This is a genomic window from Citrobacter sp. T1.2D-1, from assembly GCF_950098555.1.
In the GTDB taxonomy this organism is placed as follows: Bacteria; Pseudomonadota; Gammaproteobacteria; order Enterobacterales; family Enterobacteriaceae; genus Citrobacter_A; species Citrobacter_A telavivensis.
The window spans coordinates 127,191-147,021 of record NZ_CATNHH010000067.1; the positions used below are offsets into that span (position 1 = coordinate 127,191).

Genomic DNA, 19,831 nt, shown 5'->3' on the forward strand with positions numbered 1-19,831 from the left:
CTATGCAGAATTTTGCACAGTGCGCAAAATTCTGCATAGCCTCCGCGCGATAAGCCCACTGCACACAAACAAATAACTTTTTTAATTCAATCAGTTAATTAATTTCCTCACCCGTTAGCCATTCTGGCATCCCGCTTGCTATTCCCTTTGCGTACCCAAAATGGAGTATGCAAAAGGGAAACATAATGAAAACAAAACTGATTACCTTACAAAACGCTGCCGGGTTCTTTCGTGACGGCATGACCATCATGGTTGGCGGTTTTATGGGGGTAGGGACCCCACCCCGTCTTGTCGAAGCCTTACTTGAATCCGGCGTCAGAGACCTGACGCTGATCGCCAACGATACCGCCTTTGTCGATACCGGTATTGGCCCACTGATCGTCAATGGCCGGGTAAACAAAGTCATTGCGTCTCATATCGGCACCAACCCGGAAACGGGGCGTCGGATGATTGCCAAAGAGATGGAGGTTCAACTGGTGCCGCAAGGTACGCTGATTGAGCAGATCCGCTGCGGCGGCGCAGGACTCGGCGGCTTCCTGACCCCCACCGGCGTCGGCACCATCGTGGAAGATGGCAAACAAACCCTGACGCTCGACGGAAAAACCTGGCTGCTGGAGCGCCCGTTGCGCGCCGATCTGGCGCTCATCCGCGCGCACCGTGCCGACCCTCTCGGCAACCTGACCTACCAACTCAGCGCCCGCAACTTTAACCCACTTATTGCCCTCGCCGCCGATATCACCCTGGTGGAACCTGACGAACTCGTTGAGACAGGCGATCTGCTGCCTGACCAGATAGTCACCCCCGGTGCGGTTATCGACCATATCGTCATTCCACAGGAGAGCAAATAATGGATGCGAAACAACGTATTGCGCGCCGCGTGGCGCAAGAACTTCATGATGGTGACGTCGTGAACTTAGGTATTGGCCTGCCGACGATGGTCGCCAACTACCTGCCGGATGACATTCATATCACTCTGCAATCAGAAAACGGATTTCTTGGACTGGGGCCGGTCACCACCGCGCATCCCGATCTGGTGAACGCTGGCGGACAACCCTGCGGGATTTTGCCGGGTGCGGCGATGTTCGATAGCGCGATGTCATTCGCCCTGATCCGTGGCGGTCATGTGGATGCCTGCGTTCTGGGCGGGTTGCAGGTTGATGAACAGGCCAACCTCGCGAACTGGGTGGTGCCCGGCAAAATGGTTCCCGGCATGGGGGGGGCAATGGATCTGGTGACCGGCGCGCGCAACGTCATTATCGCGATGGAGCACTGCGCGAAAGACGGCTCGGCGAAAATCCTCCGCCACTGCACCATGCCGCTGACTGCCCAGCATGCGGTACATGTGCTGGTCACTGAACTCGCGGTGTTCCGCTTTATCGACGGTAAAATGTGGCTGACGGAAATCGTCGACGGGTGTGACCTTGATACCCTGCGCGCAAAAACCGAAGCTCACTTTGACGTTGCCGCCGATCTGGTCGTTCAGCGAGGTGACGCATGATTGGCCGTATCTCGCGTTTCATGACGCGCTTTGTCAGCCGCTGGCTGCCCGATCCCCTGATTTTCGCCATGCTGCTGACGCTGCTGACGTTCGGCATCGCGCTGTGGTTAACACCGCAAACGCCCGTCGCGATGGTGCGTTTCTGGGGGGACGGCTTCTGGAACCTGCTGGCCTTCGGGATGCAGATGGCGTTGATCATCGTGACAGGCCACGCGCTGGCCAGTTCTGGTCCGGTGAAAAACCTGCTGCGCACCGCCGCGTCTGCCGCTAAAACGCCCGCTCAGGGCGTAATGCTGGTGACCTTCTTTGGCTCCGTCGCCTGCGTCATCAACTGGGGCTTCGGCCTGGTGGTTGGGGCGATGTTTGCCCGTGAAGTTGCCCGTCGCGTGCCGGGTTCCGATTATCCGCTGCTGATTGCCTGCGCCTATATCGGTTTTCTGACCTGGGGCGGCGGCTTCTCCGGTTCGATGCCCCTGCTGGCGGCAACGCCGGGTAACCCGGTTGAACACATCGCGGGCTTAATTCCGGTCAGCGATACCCTGTTCACCGGTTTCAACATCTTCATCACTCTCGGGTTGATTGTGGTCATGCCGTTTATCACTCGCATGATGACGCCAAAACCGTCAGATGTGGTCAGCGTCGATCCGAAACTGTTGATGGAAGAGCCTGATTTCCAGAAGACCTTGCCGGCAAATGCGCCTCCGTCAGAAAAACTGGAAGAGAGCCGTATCCTGGCGCTGATCATTGGGGCATTAGGCATCGCCTATCTCGGGATCTACTTCGCCGAGAAAGGATTCAACATCACCATCAACACCGTCAACCTGATGTTCATGATTGCCGGTCTACTGCTGCACAAAACGCCAATGGCCTATATGCGCGCCATTAGCGCCGCCGCGCGCAGCACCGCCGGTATCCTGGTGCAGTTCCCGTTCTATGCCGGGATCCAGTTAATGATGGAACATTCCGGCCTCGGGGGACTTATCACCGAATTCTTCATCAACGTCGCCAATAAAGACACCTTCCCGGTCATGACCTTCTTCAGCTCCGCGCTGATCAACTTTGCCGTGCCGTCAGGCGGCGGTCACTGGGTTATTCAGGGACCGTTCGTCATGCCAGCCGCGCAGGCGTTAGGAGCCGATCTCGGCAAGTCCGTCATGGCGATCGCCTACGGCGAGCAGTGGATGAACATGGCGCAACCCTTCTGGGCGCTTCCCGCACTGGCCATCGCCGGGCTGGGGGTTCGCGACATCATGGGTTACTGCATCACCGCCCTGCTTTTCTCCGGCGTCATTTTTGTTGTCGGCCTGACCTTTTTCTGACGGCAGCCACTCACTTTTAAGGAACAGAAGATGAAAAATTGTGTCATCGTCAGCGCAGCACGTACCGCCATCGGCAGCTTCAACGGCGCGCTGGCAACAACCAGCGCCATCGATCTTGGCGCAACCGTGATTAGCGCCGCGCTGGAACGCGCACAACTCGATCCGCAGCGCGTGGATGAAGTGATCATGGGCAACGTGCTGCAGGCCGGTCTGGGACAAAACCCGGCGCGCCAGGCGCTGCTAAAGAGCGGCCTTAGCGAGACGGTCTGCGGTTTTACCGTCAACAAAGTCTGCGGCTCCGGCCTGAAAAGCGTCGCGCTGGCCGCCCAGGCGATTCAGGCCGGTCAGGCGCAGGCGTTGGTCGCCGGCGGCATGGAAAACATGAGTCTGGCACCGTATCTGCTGGATGCGAAAGCCCGCTGGGGCTATCGCCTCGGCGACGGTCAGTTATCAGATGTGATTTTGCGCGATGGCCTGCTCTGTGCCACCCACGGCTATCACATGGGGATCACCGCCGAAAACGTCGCCCGCGAATACGGTATCAGCCGCGAAATGCAGGATGAGCTGGCGTTGCTCTCCCAGCAAAAAGCGGTAGCTGCCATCAATTCTGGTGCCTTCCAGGCCGAGATTGTGCCGGTCAGCGTCACGTCGCGGAAGAAAACCATCGTCTTTGACCGCGATGAATTCCCCAAAGCTGACTCAACAGCGGAAGGTCTTGCCGCGCTGCGTCCGGCATTTGATAAAGCTGGCACCGTCACCGCCGGTAACGCCTCAGGGATCAACGACGGTGCGGCGGCGCTGGTGGTAATGGAAGAATCGGCGGCACTGGCGGCGGGGCTGAAACCGTTGGCACGCATTAAGGCCTACGCCAGCGGCGGCGTCGCCCCGGCGCTGATGGGAATGGGGCCGGAGCCCGCCACGCAAAAGGCGCTGCAATACAGCGGACTACAGCTTTCGGATATCGATCTGATTGAAGCCAATGAGGCGTTTGCCGCGCAGTTCCTCGCCGTCGGCAAGACGCTGGGCTTCGACCCAGAGAAGGTGAACATTAACGGCGGCGCGATTGCGCTTGGTCATCCGATCGGTGCCAGCGGCGCGCGAATTCTGGTGACATTACTGCATGCGCTTGCCGCGAGAGATAAAACGCTGGGTCTGGCGACGCTGTGTATCGGCGGCGGTCAGGGAATAGCCATGATTGTGGAAAGGATGAATTAATACCTGGAGTCCCCCGGTTATACACAACATCATTCAGTTGGCATGGATGCCGCTCCTGTAAACCCCTGGCACAGAGATAACGATGTGCCAGGGGTTTTTTACAACCCGGCAAAGCGACGGTCCGTAAGAACGAGGTTCATGGATGAGCCGAGTAATGCCGTAGCCAACACAGAGGCCGCTTGAAGGATAAAGTGTATCTGTCATAATAAACAAAACCGAGGGACCTTAATGAACATTATCGAACAACTTCAGTTACTGGTAAAAACAGGCTCGCACGCGGAACAAACAATTAGCCGTTACATTCTGGCGACATTATCGGGCGCGGAAAAACTGACGTCGACGGCAATTTCAAAAAAGACACAGACCAGCCAACCCTCCATCGTTCGTTTTGCGCAATCTCTCGGTTATACGGGTTTTACTTCATTTAAATATGATTTAATTAAATGTCTGCGTAGTGAACCTGAGACGCTACTCCCGGCCCAGGCAACGAAGAACAACGTTATCCTTAGCGAGTTTATTAATAATAATAACCCGGCGGCACTCAATACCTTCTTTGAAATTATTAATTCCAGTCGTAACCTCTATTTCTGTCATCCACGGGAATTGAGTTCCTTACTCAGCAATATCATTCAGGACTATAGCGATATTGGTAAAGTCTGTATTCCCGTGGAGTACCAGAATGCCCATTCACTGTTGACAAACGCCCTGACGGATTGCGATTCGGTGATCCTGCTGCCAGGACTTAAAGATGAGCCGGATAATCAATTGATTACCTTGATTCGAGAGCATGAGGCAGCCTCGCTGGCGGTAGCCTGCCATCAGAGCGGCGCGTCGCTGGCCGATGTGACCTTATATACGCCGCAGTCCAGCGCCAGCCCACTGAGTTTTGCCGCGCTGAAAATGTCATTGCATACGCTTTTTTTCCATGCGCTGCAATATTGCTATCTGAATATGAATAATGAAAAGACGCCTCATAAACGCTGATCATCGACCGGATTGCGGGGGAATAAAGAACCCTGCCTTAATCAGAGAAATTAAAGCCAGAAAAGACTGTCTATGAGGCGTAAATTGCAGATTAATTATAACTGCACAATACTTCCTGTTGATAACGAGTGATGCACGGCTTCGCAAATTAACGTGGCTTGCAACCCATCGTCTGCGGTTGCCAGATAAGGGGTATCAAATAAAACGTGCTCAACAAAATCATGTATTGGCTGAATCCCATACCCACTGGCTTTATTATTAACGTAATTAATAAAATTATAATTTGGCGTTGCGCTGCGCTGTGGCGTAAACATTTCATAGCCCCGCAACTGCGCGTCGGCACGATAATAGTTATTCTCTGTGATAACAAAACTACGACCGTCATTTGCTTTGGGGAAGGAAGGAGGCAAGCACCACCCCACTTCAACAGTCCATTGCGCGCCATTATCAAACGTGACGAAAGACTGAATGGTGTCCCAGGAATCGATGCCTTCCGCAACCAGCTTCTTCTTCTGTCCTATCGCATAGACGCTCACTGCATTGGCGCCATTCATATAATATCGAATCAAATCAAAACAATGTGTTCCAAGGAAATGAACGGGAGAGCTCTCGTTCGCCCATGACAGCCAGTTTTTCGGCACGTCGATGATGTCGTCCATGCTCATGTAGCCACGCAGGACCTGGCCGGTTTCGGGTTTCAACAGTTCATGATGAATATGCTGTGCCATTCCGTCCCAACGCTTGTGGTAATCGACACCAATCTTCACCCCCTGCTGCTGTGCACAACGGATGATTTCCCGACATTCCGCTGACGTTGTCGCCATCGGTTTTTCAATCAGCACATGTTTACCCGCGTTGATGGCCTCAATGGTGGCATCAAAGTGGAACGGATCCGGTGTGGCAATTGACACCAGATCAACCTCCGTCGCGGCAAATAACTCTGCCAGCGAGGCATAACCCGGCACCTGAAACTCCGCCGCCACTCTGGCGCGGATTTCCGGATTGATCTCGCAAAAACCCACCAGATTCACCCACGGATTATAGTGATACGCATTGATATGATGTTTGCCGTAAATACCAGCCCCCACCACTGCGGCATTGATTTTGTTCATTACACGATTCCTCAGTTAAACAAGCCAAACGAAAACAGATAACCGATGGCCACCGCCAGAGGTGCGGTAATCATCCGTGATAACAAGAACGAGGGAACACCGAGACGGATGGTCTTCTCTTTCGCCTCCTGCATGGAAAGCCCAACGGGAATGAAGTCAGCCCCCACCTGGACGTTAATCGCGAACAGCGCCGGCAGCGCCATCAGAGGCGAAACCACCCCGCTACCGATTAACGTTCCCACCAGCACGCCAACAACCTGCGCAATCGCCGCGCCGGGAGCCAGAATGGGAGAGATAAAGGGCAGGCCACAGATAATTGCAATCACAAACAGCCCGGTTAACGATCCGGCAAGCGGCGATAGCGCATTCCCGGTCCACTGACCAATCGCGGTTTCCTGAACCAGCGCGATCAGCACCGAGATAAAGGCCATAAAGGGGATCACGTTTTTAATGCACAACTCAACCGATTCACGCGCAGAGGAGTAGAGAAGGCTGACAAAGTTACCGATCCCCGTCGCAAAACGCGTCATCAACTCCAGCGCGGTGTTGGTCGCTGAGGCGCGCGGTTTTACCTCCTCGGTATCGCGAGCAACCGCGAAGACGTCGCCTGCGGGGAGCGGCTCAATGTGCTCAACGTTTTCCTCCCCGTTTACCGGTTGATTAATGGTCTCAATCAGCGAAAGCGAGTCAAGGCTGACATCCGAGATGTAGATATCCTCGGTGATATATTTCGCCAGCGGCCCCATCGCACCGGTAGGCAGCACGTTGATCGTCTTGATTCTTTTTTGCGGATAGATGCCACAGCGAAGTGAACCGCCGCAGTTGATCACCACACAGAGGATTTTCTTATCATCCGGCATGGCATCAAAACCGTTAACCACGGTCATCTCCAGCATTTCACCCAGTTTTTTCGCGACCGGATCAATGGTTTTCCCGGTTAGCGACAAAATCACCATGCGGGTATCGCGATATAAATACATATCATCGCCAATCCCTGAATGACCTTTTTTAATCAGTACAGTTTTCATTGGTTTTCCTCATTATTTTCAATGGGCCAATCAATTCATTTACGGATGGAGAACAATGACTGTTTACGTGTAATGAACCATAGGCTATTGGCTTTTCAGCCCCGTCAAATACCACCGTCACATGACCTAACTCGCATAAATTTTGCCATGCAGCCTCCCCCCAGCAGGTTATATTCCAGGTGTGATGATTCATCTGCAGAACATAATCCATTGTTTTTTGTAATGGGGTAACATCACAAACAATATTCTTAATAACCAGCACGTAGTCGAGATAATCTTCCGGAGCGCGGTCATTAAAGGTAATCAACATGCCATTAAGCAGTCCCTCTTCCACTTTTCTTCCAGCTTTTACGACGTCAGCCGAAAATAGTACTTTCATTGTTTTCCCTTATTCCTGATTAAGTTCGCGTTTCTCCAGCCGGGTGAAGATATATTCCGTAAGAAAACCACGGATAAAGCCGAGTAGAATACCCGCGGCGATATAGCGCAAAGCCAGATCGGCAACCGGAAGGTCGAGTCGGGTCAGACCGGCGGCGACGCCCAGCCAGATAAAGAGCTCCGATGGTACAATGTGTGGGAACAGAGACGTCAGCGGGTGTACGGTGCTACCCAGTGCATCCTGATAAGCAGGTTTACAGCGTTCTGGTAAAAATTTACCCATCGTCAACGCGCCCGGACTGCTGAGGAAGAACCAGGCAAAACTGGGTAAAATTCCATAGGTTAATATTTTTGATTTCCCCATCAGGGTGGCGACTTTTTCCATTCGCTGTTGGCCAATTAATTTCATAATAAAATTAACGGTCAAAATTAAGGTTATCAGCATCGGAATGGTACTGACGATCATCCCGGAGAATATCTTACCTGCGCTCTGAAAAAGATGGATAAAGCCTTCTGCAATTTCAACTATCATAGTTAACTCCCAACGTGTAGGTATAAGTATATTCATCCGTCAGAAGTGAACTGACAGACGAAGGCAGCCAACGCTTTTTCTTCAAAACCTCAGATGTTTTTATTAAATATTTTTTCAGTTCTCCTCCAGAAGTGAATCTTAAATATCGGTATTCGGTAAGAGGAAAGTTAGCGGTAAATGGCTGAACAAACAGTGAGCACCTTCACAGAGTTATAAGTATTCATTTAATTCTGTATTTTTATACATGAAATACAAAACCACCCTGACACGAATGTTGACAAGGGGAATAGTGAATTCAGGACGTAAAAAAGGGAGGCTAAGCCTCCCTTTTGTGTGGTATGTAAACCCGCTAATTACTCGTCAGCATCGTCTGCGACATCGTCGTCGGTTTCCGCTTCCGGGGCGATATCATCATCCCCTTCCGCCGCGCTACCGTCGATAGAATCGAGGTCTTCGTCATCCACTGGCTCAGCCACACGCTGCAGACCCACCACGTTTTCATCTTCCGCGGTACGGATGAGGATCACGCCCTGAGTGTTACGCCCTACCACGCTGATTTCCGACACGCGAGTACGCACTAACGTACCGGCATCGGTGATCATCATGATCTGGTCGCAGTCATCGACTTGCACCGCGCCAACAACGGAGCCGTTGCGCTCGGTCACTTTGATAGAGATAACGCCCTGCGTCGCACGGGACTTGGTCGGATACTCTTCCGCCGCCGTACGCTTACCGTAACCGTTTTGCGTTACGGTCAGGATCGCGCCTTCACCGCGTGGGATAATCAGAGAGACGACTTTGTCTTCGCCCGCCAGTTTGATACCCCGGACGCCGGTCGCGGTACGGCCCATCGCACGGACGGCATTCTCTTTAAAGCGCACCACTTTGCCCGCCGCCGAGAACAGCATGACTTCGTCGGAACCGGAGGTCAGATCCACGCCAATCAGTTCGTCGCCGTCGTTCAGATTTACCGCAATGATACCGGCAGAACGCGGACGGCTGAACTCGGTCAGCGCCGTTTTCTTCACCGTACCGCTGGCAGTCGCCATAAAGACGTTCACGCCCTCTTCGTACTCGCGTACCGGCAGGATGGCAGTGATGCGTTCGTTGGCTTCCAGCGGCAGCAGATTGACGATCGGACGACCACGCGCGCCACGACTCGCTTCAGGCAACTGATACACCTTCATCCAGTACAGACGACCACGGCTGGAGAAGCAGAGGATCGTGTCATGGGTGTTGGCCACCAGCAGGCGGTCAATAAAGTCTTCTTCTTTAATACGCGCAGCAGATTTGCCTTTCCCACCACGACGTTGTGCTTCGTAGTCGGTCAGCGGCTGATACTTCACGTAGCCCTGGTGAGACAGGGTGACAACCACATCTTCCTGGTTGATCAGATCTTCGATATTGATATCGGCGCTGTTGGCGGTGATTTCGGTACGACGCTGGTCGCCGAACTGATCGCGGATCAGTTCCAGCTCTTCGCGGATCACTTCCATCAGGCGATCGGCGCTGCCCAGAATGTGCAGCAGTTCGGCAATCTGTTCCAACAGCTCTTTGTATTCGTCGAGCAGTTTTTCGTGCTCAAGGCCGGTCAGTTTCTGCAGACGCAGATCCAGAATCGCCTGGGCCTGCTGTTCCGTCAGGTAGTACTGACCGTCACGCACGCCAAATTCAGGCTCCAGCCACTCCGGACGCGCGGCATCATCACCGGCACGTTCCAGCATCGCCGCCACGTTGCCCAGATCCCACGGACGCGCAATCAGCCCCGCTTTCGCTTCCGCCGGGGTCGGCGCGCGACGGATCAGTTCAATGATCGGGTCGATGTTCGCCAACGCAATCGCCAGCGCTTCGAGGATATGCGCACGATCGCGGGCTTTACGCAGTTCGAAAATGGTACGGCGGGTCACCACTTCACGACGGTGGCGCACAAACGCTGAAATAATGTCCTTCAGGTTCATGATCTTCGGCTGACCATGGTGTAGTGCCACCATGTTGATACCGAAAGAGACCTGCAGCTGGGTCTGGGAGTAGAGGTTGTTGAGTACCACTTCCCCAACCGCGTCACGTTTAACTTCAATCACGATGCGCATACCGTCTTTATCAGACTCATCACGCAGCGCGCTGATGCCTTCAACGCGTTTGTCTTTTACCAGTTCCGCAATTTTCTCGATCAGGCGCGCTTTGTTCACCTGATACGGGATTTCATGAACAATGATGGTTTCACGACCGGTTTTCGCGTCAGCTTCCACTTCCGCGCGGGCGCGAATGTACACTTTGCCGCGACCGGTACGGTAGGCTTCTTCAATGCCGCGACGACCATTGATAATCGCCGCCGTCGGGAAGTCCGGACCCGGGATGTATTCCATCAGCCCTTCAATGCTGATGTCTTCATCGTCGATATACGCCAGACACCCGTTGACCACTTCAGTCAGGTTGTGCGGCGGAATGTTAGTCGCCATCCCAACCGCGATACCGGAGGAGCCGTTCACTAACAGGTTAGGGATTTTGGTCGGCATAACGTCAGGGATTTTTTCCGTGCCGTCATAGTTGTCGACAAAATCAACCGTCTCTTTTTCCAGATCCGCCATCAACTCATGGGCAATCTTCGCCAGACGGATTTCCGTATAACGCATCGCCGCCGCAGAGTCGCCGTCAATGGAACCGAAGTTCCCCTGACCATCCACCAGCATATATCGCAGCGAGAACGGCTGAGCCATACGAACAATGGTGTCATATACCGCAGAGTCGCCGTGCGGGTGGTATTTACCGATGACGTCGCCAACGACACGGGCTGATTTTTTGTAGGCTTTGTTCCAGTCATTGCCCAATACGTTCATGGCGTAAAGTACGCGACGGTGTACCGGCTTCAGGCCATCTCGGACATCCGGCAGCGCACGGCCAACAATGACCGACATCGCATAATCCAGATAAGAGTTCTTCAGCTCTTCCTCAATGTTGACCGGTGTAATTTCTCTCGCAAGGTCGCTCATCTAACCGCTATCCCTCTACTGTATCCCGGATTCAAAGGTCGCAAATTATAACACATCCGCACCGATTGAGGTAAACCAATAAGCTTTATTCACCCGCGTTGACTGATATACTCCTGTAACAAGCCATAGAAGGAGTAAAAGCCCCGATGAATGCCGTAAAACCACCGGTAAACCACAACGTTGACCACGAAGAAATTGCCAAGTTTGAAGCCGTCGCGTCACGCTGGTGGGATCTGGAAGGCGAATTTAAGCCATTGCATCGCATTAACCCGCTGCGACTGGGTTACATTGCTGAACGCGCAGGCGGCCTGTTTGGTAAAAAGGTGCTCGATGTGGGCTGCGGCGGCGGCATTCTGGCAGAGAGTATGGCCCGTGAAGGTGCCACGGTGACCGGTCTGGATATGGGCTTTGAGCCCTTGCAGGTAGCAAAACTGCATGCGCTGGAAAGTGGTATCCAGGTGGATTACGTGCAGGAAACCGTGGAAGAACACGCAGCGAAACATGCCCACCAGTATGACGTGGTGACCTGCATGGAGATGCTGGAGCATGTGCCCGATCCGCAATCGGTGGTCAGAGCCTGTGCGCAACTGGTCAAACCCGGCGGCGAGGTGTTCTTCTCAACCCTTAACCGCAATGGCAAATCCTGGCTGATGGCCGTTGTCGGCGCGGAATATATTCTGCGCATGGTGCCGAAAGGGACCCATGATGTTAAAAAATTTATTAAACCTGCGGAGCTGTTAGGCTGGGTGGATCAGACGGTATTGCAGGAACGCCATATGACCGGGTTGCATTTCAACCCTATCACCAACACCTTCAAGCTTGGCCCCGGCGTTGATGTGAACTATATGGTGCACACCACGGCGAACGCGGAATAATCCACTTGCCTGATGGCACTACGCTTATCAGGCCTACGGAAATATGCCCTGTAGGCCGGATAAGACGTTTACGTCGCCATTCGGCATCTCTCGCCTGTACCCAGGTTACAAAACTTGCGCCAGGTCATAAGAAGATTCTACACCTTCGTTGAAGAAATCAGCACTCGATCAAATTATCTATTTTTTTTATAAATTATTGACATCCCCGCCAGGCCTTATAAGACGCGCACTTAGCCTTTCTTACCCTTTTGCAACCTCAATTTAACCTCAAAATCAACTCTTGTGCTGAAAAGAATCCCTACTAGAATACTCACCATATAGCGTTTACTTTAACACTCAACCCCTATATATAGTATTTATCCACAGAGTTAGTCACAAGGTGGCATTGTGGATAATGCAGGGGATATTTTTTCTTTCACGGACAGGTAAAAACCACATGAATCAGAGTCTGCTGGTGACAAAGCGTGATGGTAGTACAGAGCGCATCAATCTCGACAAAATCCATCGGGTTCTGGATTGGGCGGCGGAAGGGCTGAATAACGTATCGATTTCTCAGGTCGAACTGCGCTCCCACATCCAGTTTTATGACGGTATCAAGACCTCCGATATTCATGAAACCATCATTAAAGCGGCGGCGGACCTGATCTCTCGCGAAGCGCCGGATTACCAGTACCTGGCTGCGCGCCTGGCGATTTTCCATCTGCGTAAAAAAGCCTACGGCGAGTTCGAACCGCCGAAACTGTTTGACCATGTGGTGAAAATGGTTGAAATGGGCAAATACGACAATCATCTGCTGGAAGACTACACGGAAGAAGAGTTCAAGCAGATGGACTCGTTTATCGTACACGACCGTGATATGACCTTCTCCTACGCCGCCGTTAAGCAGCTGGAAGGGAAATATCTGGTCCAGAACCGTGTCACCGGTGAGATCTACGAAAGCGCCCAGTTCCTCTATATTCTGGTGGCGGCTTGCCTGTTCTCTAACTACCCGCGTGATACCCGTCTGGAATACGTAAAGCGTTTTTATGACGCGGTCTCAACGTTCAAAATTTCGCTGCCGACGCCGATTATGTCCGGCGTTCGTACCCCGACGCGCCAGTTCAGTTCCTGCGTACTGATCGAGTGTGGCGACAGCCTGGACTCAATCAACGCCACCTCCAGCGCGATTGTAAAATACGTCTCCCAGCGTGCCGGTATCGGTATCAACGCGGGTCGTATTCGTGCGCTGGGCAGTCCGATTCGCGGTGGCGAAGCGTTCCACACCGGCTGTATCCCGTTCTATAAACACTTCCAGACCGCAGTGAAGTCCTGCTCTCAGGGCGGCGTACGCGGCGGGGCGGCCACGCTGTTCTACCCGATGTGGCATCTGGAAGTTGAAAGCCTGTTGGTACTGAAAAACAACCGTGGTGTGGAAGGCAACCGCGTTCGTCACATGGACTACGGCGTACAAATCAACAAGCTGATGTACACCCGTCTGCTGAAAGGCGGCGACATTACGCTCTTCAGCCCATCCGATGTTCCGGGGCTGTATGACGCGTTCTTCGCCGATCAGGATGAATTCGAACGCCTGTACGTAAAATATGAAAACGATGACAGCATCCGCAAACAGCGTGTCAAAGCGGTCGAACTGTTCTCTCTGATGATGCAGGAACGTGCGTCTACGGGTCGTATCTACATTCAGAACGTTGACCACTGCAACACCCACAGCCCGTTCGATCCGCGGGTTGCGCCGGTACGCCAGTCTAACCTGTGCCTGGAAATCGCCCTGCCCACCAAACCGCTGATGGATGTGAACGACGAAAACGGTGAAATCGCCCTGTGTACACTCTCCGCGTTCAACCTGGGGGCGATCAACAGCCTCGAGGAACTGGAAGAGCTGGCGGTACTGGCCGTTCGCGCCCTTGATGCGCTGTTAGATTATCAGGACTACCCGATCCCGGCCGCCAAACGCGGAGCGATGGGTCGTCGTACGCTGGGTATCGGCGTGATTAACTTTGCTTACTGGCTGGCGAAAAACGGTAAGCGCTACTCCGACGGCAGCGCCAACAACCTGACGCACAAGACGTTTGAAGCCATTCAGTACTATCTGCTGAAGGCCTCTAACGAACTGGCTATCGAACAAGGCGCCTGCCCGTGGTTTAACGAAACCACCTACGCGCAGGGCATTCTGCCGATCGATACCTACAAGAAAGATCTGGATGCTATCGCCGACGAACCACTGCATCATGACTGGGAAGCGCTTCGTGAGTCCATCAAGACCTTTGGTCTGCGTAACTCAACGCTCTCTGCCCTGATGCCGTCCGAAACCTCTTCGCAGATCTCGAACGCCACTAACGGTATCGAGCCACCGCGCGGTTACGTCAGCATTAAAGCGTCGAAAGACGGTATTCTGCGTCAGGTAGTGCCGGACTACGAGCACCTGGGCAACGCCTATGAACTGCTGTGGGAAATGCCGGGCAACGACGGCTATCTGCAACTGGTCGGCATCATGCAGAAGTTTATCGATCAGTCGATTTCGGCCAACACCAACTACGATCCGTCACGCTTCCCGTCAGGAAAAGTGCCGATGCAGCAGTTGCTGAAAGACCTGCTCACCGCCTATAAGTTCGGGGTCAAAACGCTGTATTATCAGAACACCCGCGACGGCGCGGAAGATGCCCAGGACGATCTGGTGCCCTCCATTCAGGATGATGGCTGCGAAAGCGGCGCATGTAAGATCTGATATTGTGATGCCGGATGGCGGCGTAAACGCCTTATCCGGCCTACAAATGCATCGTGTTGTAGCCCAGATAAGCGTAGCGCCATCCGGCATTAAAGCGTTGTAGGCCGGATAAGCGTAACGCCATCCGGCATTAAAGCGTTGTAGGCCGGAAGCATAGCGCCATCCGACCTTAACGTGTTGCAGGCCGGATAAGCGTAGCGCCATCCGGCATTAACGTGTTGTAAGCCGTATAAGCGTAGCGCCATCCGGCATTAACGTGTTGTCGGCCGGATAAGCGTAGCGCCATCCGGCATTAACGTGTTGTAGGCCGGATAAACATAGCGCCATCCGGCATTAAAGCGTTGTAGGCCGGATAAGCGTAGCGCCATCCGGCATTAAAGTGTTGTAGGCCGGATAAGCGTAACGCCATCCGGCATTAAACTCCAAACAGGACATATTCATGGCATACACCACTTTTTCACAGACGAAAAATGACCAGCTTCTGGAACCGATGTTTTTTGGTCAGCCGGTTAACGTGGCCCGCTACGATCAGCAAAAATATGACATCTTCGAAAAACTGATCGAAAAGCAACTCTCATTCTTCTGGCGTCCTGAAGAGGTTGACGTTTCCCGCGACCGCATCGACTACCAGGCGCTGCCGGAGCACGAAAAACATATTTTTATCAGCAACCTGAAGTACCAGACGCTGCTGGACTCCATTCAGGGACGTAGTCCGAACGTGGCGCTGCTGCCGCTGATCTCCATTCCGGAACTGGAAACCTGGGTCGAAACCTGGGCCTTCTCTGAGACCATTCATTCGCGCTCTTACACCCATATCATCCGTAATATCGTTAACGATCCGGCAATCGTGTTTGATGACATCGTCACCAACGAGCAGATCCAGAAACGTGCGGAAGGGATTTCCAGCTATTACGATGAGCTGATTGAGATGACCAGCTACTGGCATCTGCTGGGCGAAGGGACGCACACCGTGAACGGTAAAACCGTCACCGTGAACCTGCGCGCGCTGAAGAAAAAACTGTATCTGTGCCTGATGAGCGTCAACGCGCTGGAAGCGATTCGCTTCTACGTCAGCTTCGCCTGCTCTTTCGCTTTTGCCGAGCGCGAACTGATGGAAGGCAACGCCAAAATCATTCGCCTGATTGCCCGTGACGAAGCGCTGCACCTGACCGGCACTCAGCATATGCTGAACCTGCTGCGCAGCGGCGTTGACGATCCGGAAATGGCGGAAATCGCGGAAGAGTGTAAGCAGGAGTGCTATGATCTGTTTGTGCAGGCCGCGCTGCAGGAAAAAGAGTGGGCAGACTACCTGTTCCGCGACGGTTCGATGATCGGCCTGAACAAAGACATTCTTTGCCAGTACGTCGAATACATCACCAACATTCGTATGCAGGCGGTCGGACTGGATCTGCCGTTCCAGACCCGTTCAAACCCGATTCCGTGGATCAACACCTGGCTGGTGTCCGATAACGTTCAGGTGGCCCCGCAGGAAGTGGAGGTAAGCTCTTATCTGGTCGGGCAGATCGACTCCGAAGTCGATACCGACGATCTGAGTAATTTCCAGCTCTGATGGGACGCGTCACGCTACGCATCACTGGCACACAGTTGCTGTGCCAGGATGAACACCCTTCCCTGCTCGCCGCGCTTGAGTCGCACAACGTTGACGTGGAATACCAGTGTCGCGAAGGCTATTGCGGCTCGTGCCGCACCCGGCTGATTGCCGGCCAGGTCGACTGGATCGCCGAGCCTTTAGCGTTCATTCAGCCGGGTGAAATTTTGCCCTGCTGTTGCCGGGCAAAAGGCGACATTGAAATTGAGATGTAGCGTGCGCTACAGCGCGTAGTAATACGCCTTCACCTGTTCCCAGTCCACTTTCGGGATGGGACTCAGGTACTTCTCAAGCTGGGAGAAGTCATGCTGTGCCGCTTTATGGCGACGTAAACGGCGGCGGCTTTTTTCCAGATCTAAAAACCCGGCTTCTACCGTCCCTTCCGTTTTCACATAGATATGACGTACGTAGCAGCAGCCGTGCTGACGATTGACGCTGTGCATTTTTTTAAAGGCCAGCGCGACCGCTTTTAGCATTGCATCGCGCACCTCATCAGGATACGGCGTCACCGCATGCTGTTTATACCACTCTTCGATGCTCACAAAGCCTTTCATATCTTCGGTGATCAGCAGCGCACGCCACTCACCGTCAATTTTTGTCGCTTTGCCATAAACAATTTTCGGCACGATAACGCCCGCGCGGGCCAGTTCGTTGATCACCTCGATTTCACGCACAATCGTCGGACGTCCGAAGGGATAGCGTACCGAGTGAAACAGGTGTTGAGTCATCCGCTTCACGTACAGTTTCTTCCCGTCGCGCTCGATGCATTGCACACCGCTCATCCCTTTGCGTCGATAATTCGGTTCTTCGACCCAATCGCCTTCCGTTGCCCACCAGTGATTAAACTCTTCCTGCACCATTTCGGCCTCATCCGTTACCATAACGTCATAAACTATTCAGACAATTAATATAAATCGTCCGCTTAAGGATTTCTTAAGATATTTATGTTCTGGTCTGGATTTCTTGATCTGGTGTGCGTTTTTTATGGCTTATCGTGAAAATGAGATAAAAAAACTGCACCTTACTCAGCGGTTTCCCGCTTTTGGGGTGCAGTGGAGAGGGATAACGCGGTTTTTACTCTTTACGTAAGAACATCACCGCTTTGTCGGGGAAGTCGGTGAACAGCCCGTCCACACCCGCCTGGTTGTACAGAATGTCGTACAGCTGATTCACATCCGTCGTGTAGTCCGGCAACTGATCGGCGCGCACCGTATAAGGATGAACCGTCATCTTATTCTGATGGGCGTCCTGCACCATGCCAGTCAGCGCGATATTGCCTTTCGTCGACTTCTCATCAATCAGCATGTGGTAGTCCGGACCAATGCCGTCCGCATACTCCGCCACCTGCTTCATCGCCCCGGGTTTGAACATCCAGTCATAGTTGTAATTGACCCAACTGCCGTCCGGCTGCTTCTCCTGGGTTTCATTCCAGTCGGTATAGGCGATCAGCTGTACCAGGTTCAGATCCATCCCCATTTTGGGTTCCAGCTCATTTTTGATGCGCTTGAGTTCTGCTACATCAAAACTTTGCAGATAGACCTTGTCCTGCTTGTCGCTGTAGCCGTACTGTTTCAGCACTTCCAGCGTCTTGGTCGCAATGTCCTTCCCTTCCTGATGATGGAACCACGGCGCTTTGATCTCCGGATAGATACCGATGTTCTTGCCGGTGGAATGGTTCAGCCCCTGAATAAACTCGATCTCTTCGGCAAAGGTATGCACGCGGAAGTCCGACTTGCCCATCGGGAAACGGCCTGGATAGGTCTGTACCTTCTTGCCGTTTTCCAGATCAAACCCTTCGGTAAACTTCAGGGATTTGATTTCATCCAGCGTAAAGTCGATGGCGTAGTAACGACCGTCTTTGCGCGCACGATTCGGAAAACGCTCGGCGACATCCGTCACGCGATCCAGATAGTGGTCATGCAGAACGACCAGTTGGTCATCTTTGGTCATCACCAGATCCTGCTCCAGATAATCCGCTCCCTGTGCATAGGCCATCGCTTTCGCGGGCAGCGTATGCTCCGGCAGATATCCGCTCGCACCACGGTGGGCAATCACCACTTTATCCGTAGTCGTGGCCGCCAGTGCATGACTTCCCATTACCACGCCCGCCATCATCAGCGTCAGACTCAGGTTTTTCAGTGCTGTCTTCATTCACTTAGCCCCCGTTGCGTTTCAGTTGCATCTCAGCATGGTGGCGTTTCTCGCCGAACATCACCACAATGAGCAGGATAACCGCCAGAATGCTGCCGCCGATCATCACCATGAAGCCGCCGTCCCAGCCGAAGAAGTCAACGGTGTAGCCGACAATGGCGCTGGCCGCCACGGAACCACCGAGGTAACCAAACAGGCCGGTAAAGCCAGCTGCCGTCCCTGCGGCTTTTTTCGGTGCCAGCTCCAGCGCATGCAGACCAATCAACATCACCGGGCCGTAAATCAGGAAGCCGATCACAATCATACAAATCATATCGACGGTCGGGTTACCTGCCGGGTTCATCCAGTAAATGATGGTGGCGATAGTCACCAGCGTCATAAAGAACACGCCGGTCGCACCACGGTTGCCACGGAACACTTTGTCCGACATCCAGCCACACAGCAGCGTCCCGGGGATCCCTGCGTATTCATAGAAGAAGTAGGCCCAGGAGGATTTATCCAGCGCAAAATGCTTCACTTCTTTCAGATAAGTCGGAGACCAGTCGAGAATGCCATAGCGCAACAGATAGACGAACACGTTCGCGATAGCGATGTACCACAGCAATTTGTTCGGCAGGATGTACTGCATGAAGATCTGCTTCGCCGTCAGTTCTTCTTCCGCTTTTTCGTTGTAATCATCCGGGTAGTCGTTTTTGTACTCTTCGATGGGCGGCAGACCGCAGGATTGCGGAGTATCACGCATTAGCGCGAAAGCGAAAATTGCCACCAGAATGGCGCCGAACGCTGGCATATACAGCGCCGCTTTCCAGTCGTTAAACCAGGCCATCCCGAGCAGAAACAGCAGCGGAGGGATCCCGCCACCGACGTTATGCGCACAGTTCCAGACGGAGACGATTCCGCCACGTTCTTTCTGCGACCACCAGTGCACCATGGTGCGTCCGCACGGCGGCCACCCCATCCCCTGGAACCACCCGCAGAGGAACAGCAGCACAAACATCACGGCAATGCTCGATGTCGCCCACGGCACAAAGCCCATGAACAGCATCACTGCTGCGGCAAGAATCAGGCCGGCAGGGAGGAAAACGCGCGGATTCGAGCGATCCGAAACCGAGCCCATGATGAATTTCGAAAATCCGTAAGCAATGGAGATCCCCGAGAGGGCAAAACCTAAATCTCCCCGCGAAAAGCCTTGCTCTACCAGATAGGGCATCGCCAGAGCAAAGTTCTTGCGCACCAGATAATACGCGGCATAGCCAAAGAATATTCCCAGGAATATCTGCCAGCGAAGCCGACGGTAAGTCGGATCGATTTCCGCCGCTGGCAAGCGAGCTTTATGCGCCGCTGGTTTAAAAATACTCAACATAATGTAGCCTCCGTGGCCCGTCTTTTATAAGTAGTAAACACCGCAGGTAGTTCGA

Annotated in this window: 17 protein-coding genes; 9 read left to right on the top strand and 8 right to left on the bottom strand. The window is 53.3% G+C overall.

Annotation, left to right across the window (positions count from 1 at the left end; translation table 11 throughout):
- Positions 1–185: 185 nt before the first annotated feature.
- The 5 genes from atoD to QQZ17_RS23135 all read left to right on the top strand — a co-directional run bounded on the left by atoD (position 186) and on the right by QQZ17_RS23135 (position 5,016).
- The gene (atoD, locus tag QQZ17_RS23115; protein WP_046482674.1) at positions 186–848 is read left to right on the top strand and encodes an acetate CoA-transferase subunit alpha; all 663 of its coding nucleotides are present in this window, start codon (positions 186–188) and stop codon (positions 846–848) included.
- Positions 848–1,498, top strand: coding sequence for a 3-oxoacid CoA-transferase subunit B (locus QQZ17_RS23120; RefSeq protein WP_152403443.1), 651 nt, complete (start codon positions 848–850; stop codon positions 1,496–1,498). The genes atoD and QQZ17_RS23120 overlap by 1 nt, the downstream gene beginning before the upstream one ends.
- On the top strand, positions 1,495–2,817 hold the full coding sequence (locus QQZ17_RS23125) for a TIGR00366 family protein (RefSeq protein ID WP_152403442.1): 1,323 nt from the start codon (positions 1,495–1,497) through the stop codon (positions 2,815–2,817). Before QQZ17_RS23120 ends, QQZ17_RS23125 begins: the two co-directional genes overlap by 4 nt.
- Before the next feature lie 30 nt (positions 2,818–2,847).
- Positions 2,848–4,032, top strand: coding sequence for an acetyl-CoA C-acetyltransferase (locus QQZ17_RS23130; RefSeq protein WP_152403441.1), 1,185 nt, complete (start codon positions 2,848–2,850; stop codon positions 4,030–4,032).
- Between the two features lie 228 nt (positions 4,033–4,260).
- Positions 4,261–5,016 (top strand): MurR/RpiR family transcriptional regulator, encoded by a 756-nt coding sequence (locus QQZ17_RS23135; protein ID WP_046482684.1) that lies wholly within the window; start codon positions 4,261–4,263, stop codon positions 5,014–5,016.
- Between the two features lie 95 nt (positions 5,017–5,111).
- Here the strand turns inward: QQZ17_RS23135 and QQZ17_RS23140 are convergent, their stop codons facing one another.
- From QQZ17_RS23140 to gyrA, 5 genes are all read right to left on the bottom strand, one after another.
- On the bottom strand, positions 5,112–6,128 hold the full coding sequence (locus QQZ17_RS23140; protein ID WP_152403440.1) for a Gfo/Idh/MocA family protein: 1,017 nt from the start codon (positions 6,126–6,128) through the stop codon (positions 5,112–5,114).
- Positions 6,129–6,139: 11 nt separating this feature from the next.
- A complete protein-coding gene (srlE, locus tag QQZ17_RS23145) occupies positions 6,140–7,156 on the bottom strand; it encodes a PTS glucitol/sorbitol transporter subunit IIB (RefSeq protein WP_152403439.1) in 1,017 nt (338 codons plus the stop codon).
- The gene (locus tag QQZ17_RS23150; RefSeq protein WP_152403438.1) at positions 7,137–7,535 is read right to left on the bottom strand and encodes a PTS glucitol/sorbitol transporter subunit IIA; all 399 of its coding nucleotides are present in this window, start codon (positions 7,533–7,535) and stop codon (positions 7,137–7,139) included. Before QQZ17_RS23150 ends, srlE begins: the two co-directional genes overlap by 20 nt.
- A gap of 9 nt (positions 7,536–7,544) precedes the next feature.
- A complete protein-coding gene (gene srlA / locus QQZ17_RS23155; protein ID WP_042317872.1) occupies positions 7,545–8,066 on the bottom strand; it encodes a PTS glucitol/sorbitol transporter subunit IIC in 522 nt (173 codons plus the stop codon).
- A gap of 353 nt (positions 8,067–8,419) precedes the next feature.
- Entirely contained in the window at positions 8,420–11,056 is a 2,637-nt protein-coding gene (gene gyrA, locus QQZ17_RS23160) for a DNA topoisomerase (ATP-hydrolyzing) subunit A (protein WP_046482694.1), read from the bottom strand.
- A gap of 146 nt (positions 11,057–11,202) precedes the next feature.
- On the opposite strand from gyrA, the gene ubiG reads away from it, so the two are divergent.
- From ubiG to yfaE, 4 genes are all read left to right on the top strand, one after another.
- Complete coding sequence (gene ubiG, locus QQZ17_RS23165) at positions 11,203–11,931, top strand: bifunctional 2-polyprenyl-6-hydroxyphenol methylase/3-demethylubiquinol 3-O-methyltransferase UbiG (protein ID WP_152403437.1); 729 nt, start codon at positions 11,203–11,205, stop codon at positions 11,929–11,931.
- 436 nt (positions 11,932–12,367) lie between these two features.
- Positions 12,368–14,653: a class 1a ribonucleoside-diphosphate reductase subunit alpha gene (gene nrdA / locus QQZ17_RS23170; protein ID WP_152403436.1), complete on the top strand. Its 2,286-nt coding sequence runs from the start codon at positions 12,368–12,370 to the stop codon at positions 14,651–14,653.
- A 439-nt stretch (positions 14,654–15,092) separates the two neighbouring features.
- Complete coding sequence (gene nrdB / locus QQZ17_RS23175) at positions 15,093–16,223, top strand: class Ia ribonucleoside-diphosphate reductase subunit beta (protein ID WP_042317865.1); 1,131 nt, start codon at positions 15,093–15,095, stop codon at positions 16,221–16,223.
- A complete protein-coding gene (gene yfaE, locus QQZ17_RS23180) occupies positions 16,223–16,477 on the top strand; it encodes a ferredoxin-like diferric-tyrosyl radical cofactor maintenance protein YfaE (RefSeq protein WP_046482703.1) in 255 nt (84 codons plus the stop codon). Before nrdB ends, yfaE begins: the two co-directional genes overlap by 1 nt.
- Before the next feature lie 6 nt (positions 16,478–16,483).
- Here the strand turns inward: yfaE and inaA are convergent, their stop codons facing one another.
- From inaA to glpT, 3 genes are all read right to left on the bottom strand, one after another.
- Positions 16,484–17,122: a lipopolysaccharide kinase InaA gene (gene inaA / locus QQZ17_RS23185; RefSeq protein ID WP_152406287.1), complete on the bottom strand. Its 639-nt coding sequence runs from the start codon at positions 17,120–17,122 to the stop codon at positions 16,484–16,486.
- Between the two features lie 214 nt (positions 17,123–17,336).
- Positions 17,337–18,413, bottom strand: coding sequence for a glycerophosphodiester phosphodiesterase (gene glpQ / locus QQZ17_RS23190; RefSeq protein WP_152403435.1), 1,077 nt, complete (start codon positions 18,411–18,413; stop codon positions 17,337–17,339).
- Positions 18,414–18,417: 4 nt separating this feature from the next.
- A complete protein-coding gene (gene glpT, locus QQZ17_RS23195) occupies positions 18,418–19,776 on the bottom strand; it encodes a glycerol-3-phosphate transporter (RefSeq protein ID WP_152403434.1) in 1,359 nt (452 codons plus the stop codon).
- Positions 19,777–19,831 lie beyond the last annotated feature (55 nt).

Coding starts and splice junctions, on each gene's coding strand:
- atoD (WP_046482674.1), top strand. CDS start 186: ATGAAAACAAAACTGATTACCTTACAAAACGCTGCCGGGTTCTTTCGT.
- QQZ17_RS23120 (WP_152403443.1), top strand. CDS start 848: ATGGATGCGAAACAACGTATTGCGCGCCGCGTGGCGCAAGAACTTCAT.
- QQZ17_RS23125 (WP_152403442.1), top strand. CDS start 1,495: ATGATTGGCCGTATCTCGCGTTTCATGACGCGCTTTGTCAGCCGCTGG.
- QQZ17_RS23130 (WP_152403441.1), top strand. CDS start 2,848: ATGAAAAATTGTGTCATCGTCAGCGCAGCACGTACCGCCATCGGCAGC.
- QQZ17_RS23135 (WP_046482684.1), top strand. CDS start 4,261: ATGAACATTATCGAACAACTTCAGTTACTGGTAAAAACAGGCTCGCAC.
- QQZ17_RS23140 (WP_152403440.1), bottom strand. CDS start 6,128: ATGAACAAAATCAATGCCGCAGTGGTGGGGGCTGGTATTTACGGCAAA.
- srlE (WP_152403439.1), bottom strand. CDS start 7,156: ATGAAAACTGTACTGATTAAAAAAGGTCATTCAGGGATTGGCGATGAT.
- QQZ17_RS23150 (WP_152403438.1), bottom strand. CDS start 7,535: ATGAAAGTACTATTTTCGGCTGACGTCGTAAAAGCTGGAAGAAAAGTG.
- srlA (WP_042317872.1), bottom strand. CDS start 8,066: ATGATAGTTGAAATTGCAGAAGGCTTTATCCATCTTTTTCAGAGCGCA.
- gyrA (WP_046482694.1), bottom strand. CDS start 11,056: ATGAGCGACCTTGCGAGAGAAATTACACCGGTCAACATTGAGGAAGAG.
- ubiG (WP_152403437.1), top strand. CDS start 11,203: ATGAATGCCGTAAAACCACCGGTAAACCACAACGTTGACCACGAAGAA.
- nrdA (WP_152403436.1), top strand. CDS start 12,368: ATGAATCAGAGTCTGCTGGTGACAAAGCGTGATGGTAGTACAGAGCGC.
- nrdB (WP_042317865.1), top strand. CDS start 15,093: ATGGCATACACCACTTTTTCACAGACGAAAAATGACCAGCTTCTGGAA.
- yfaE (WP_046482703.1), top strand. CDS start 16,223: ATGGGACGCGTCACGCTACGCATCACTGGCACACAGTTGCTGTGCCAG.
- inaA (WP_152406287.1), bottom strand. CDS start 17,122: ATGGTGCAGGAAGAGTTTAATCACTGGTGGGCAACGGAAGGCGATTGG.
- glpQ (WP_152403435.1), bottom strand. CDS start 18,413: ATGAAGACAGCACTGAAAAACCTGAGTCTGACGCTGATGATGGCGGGC.
- glpT (WP_152403434.1), bottom strand. CDS start 19,776: ATGTTGAGTATTTTTAAACCAGCGGCGCATAAAGCTCGCTTGCCAGCG.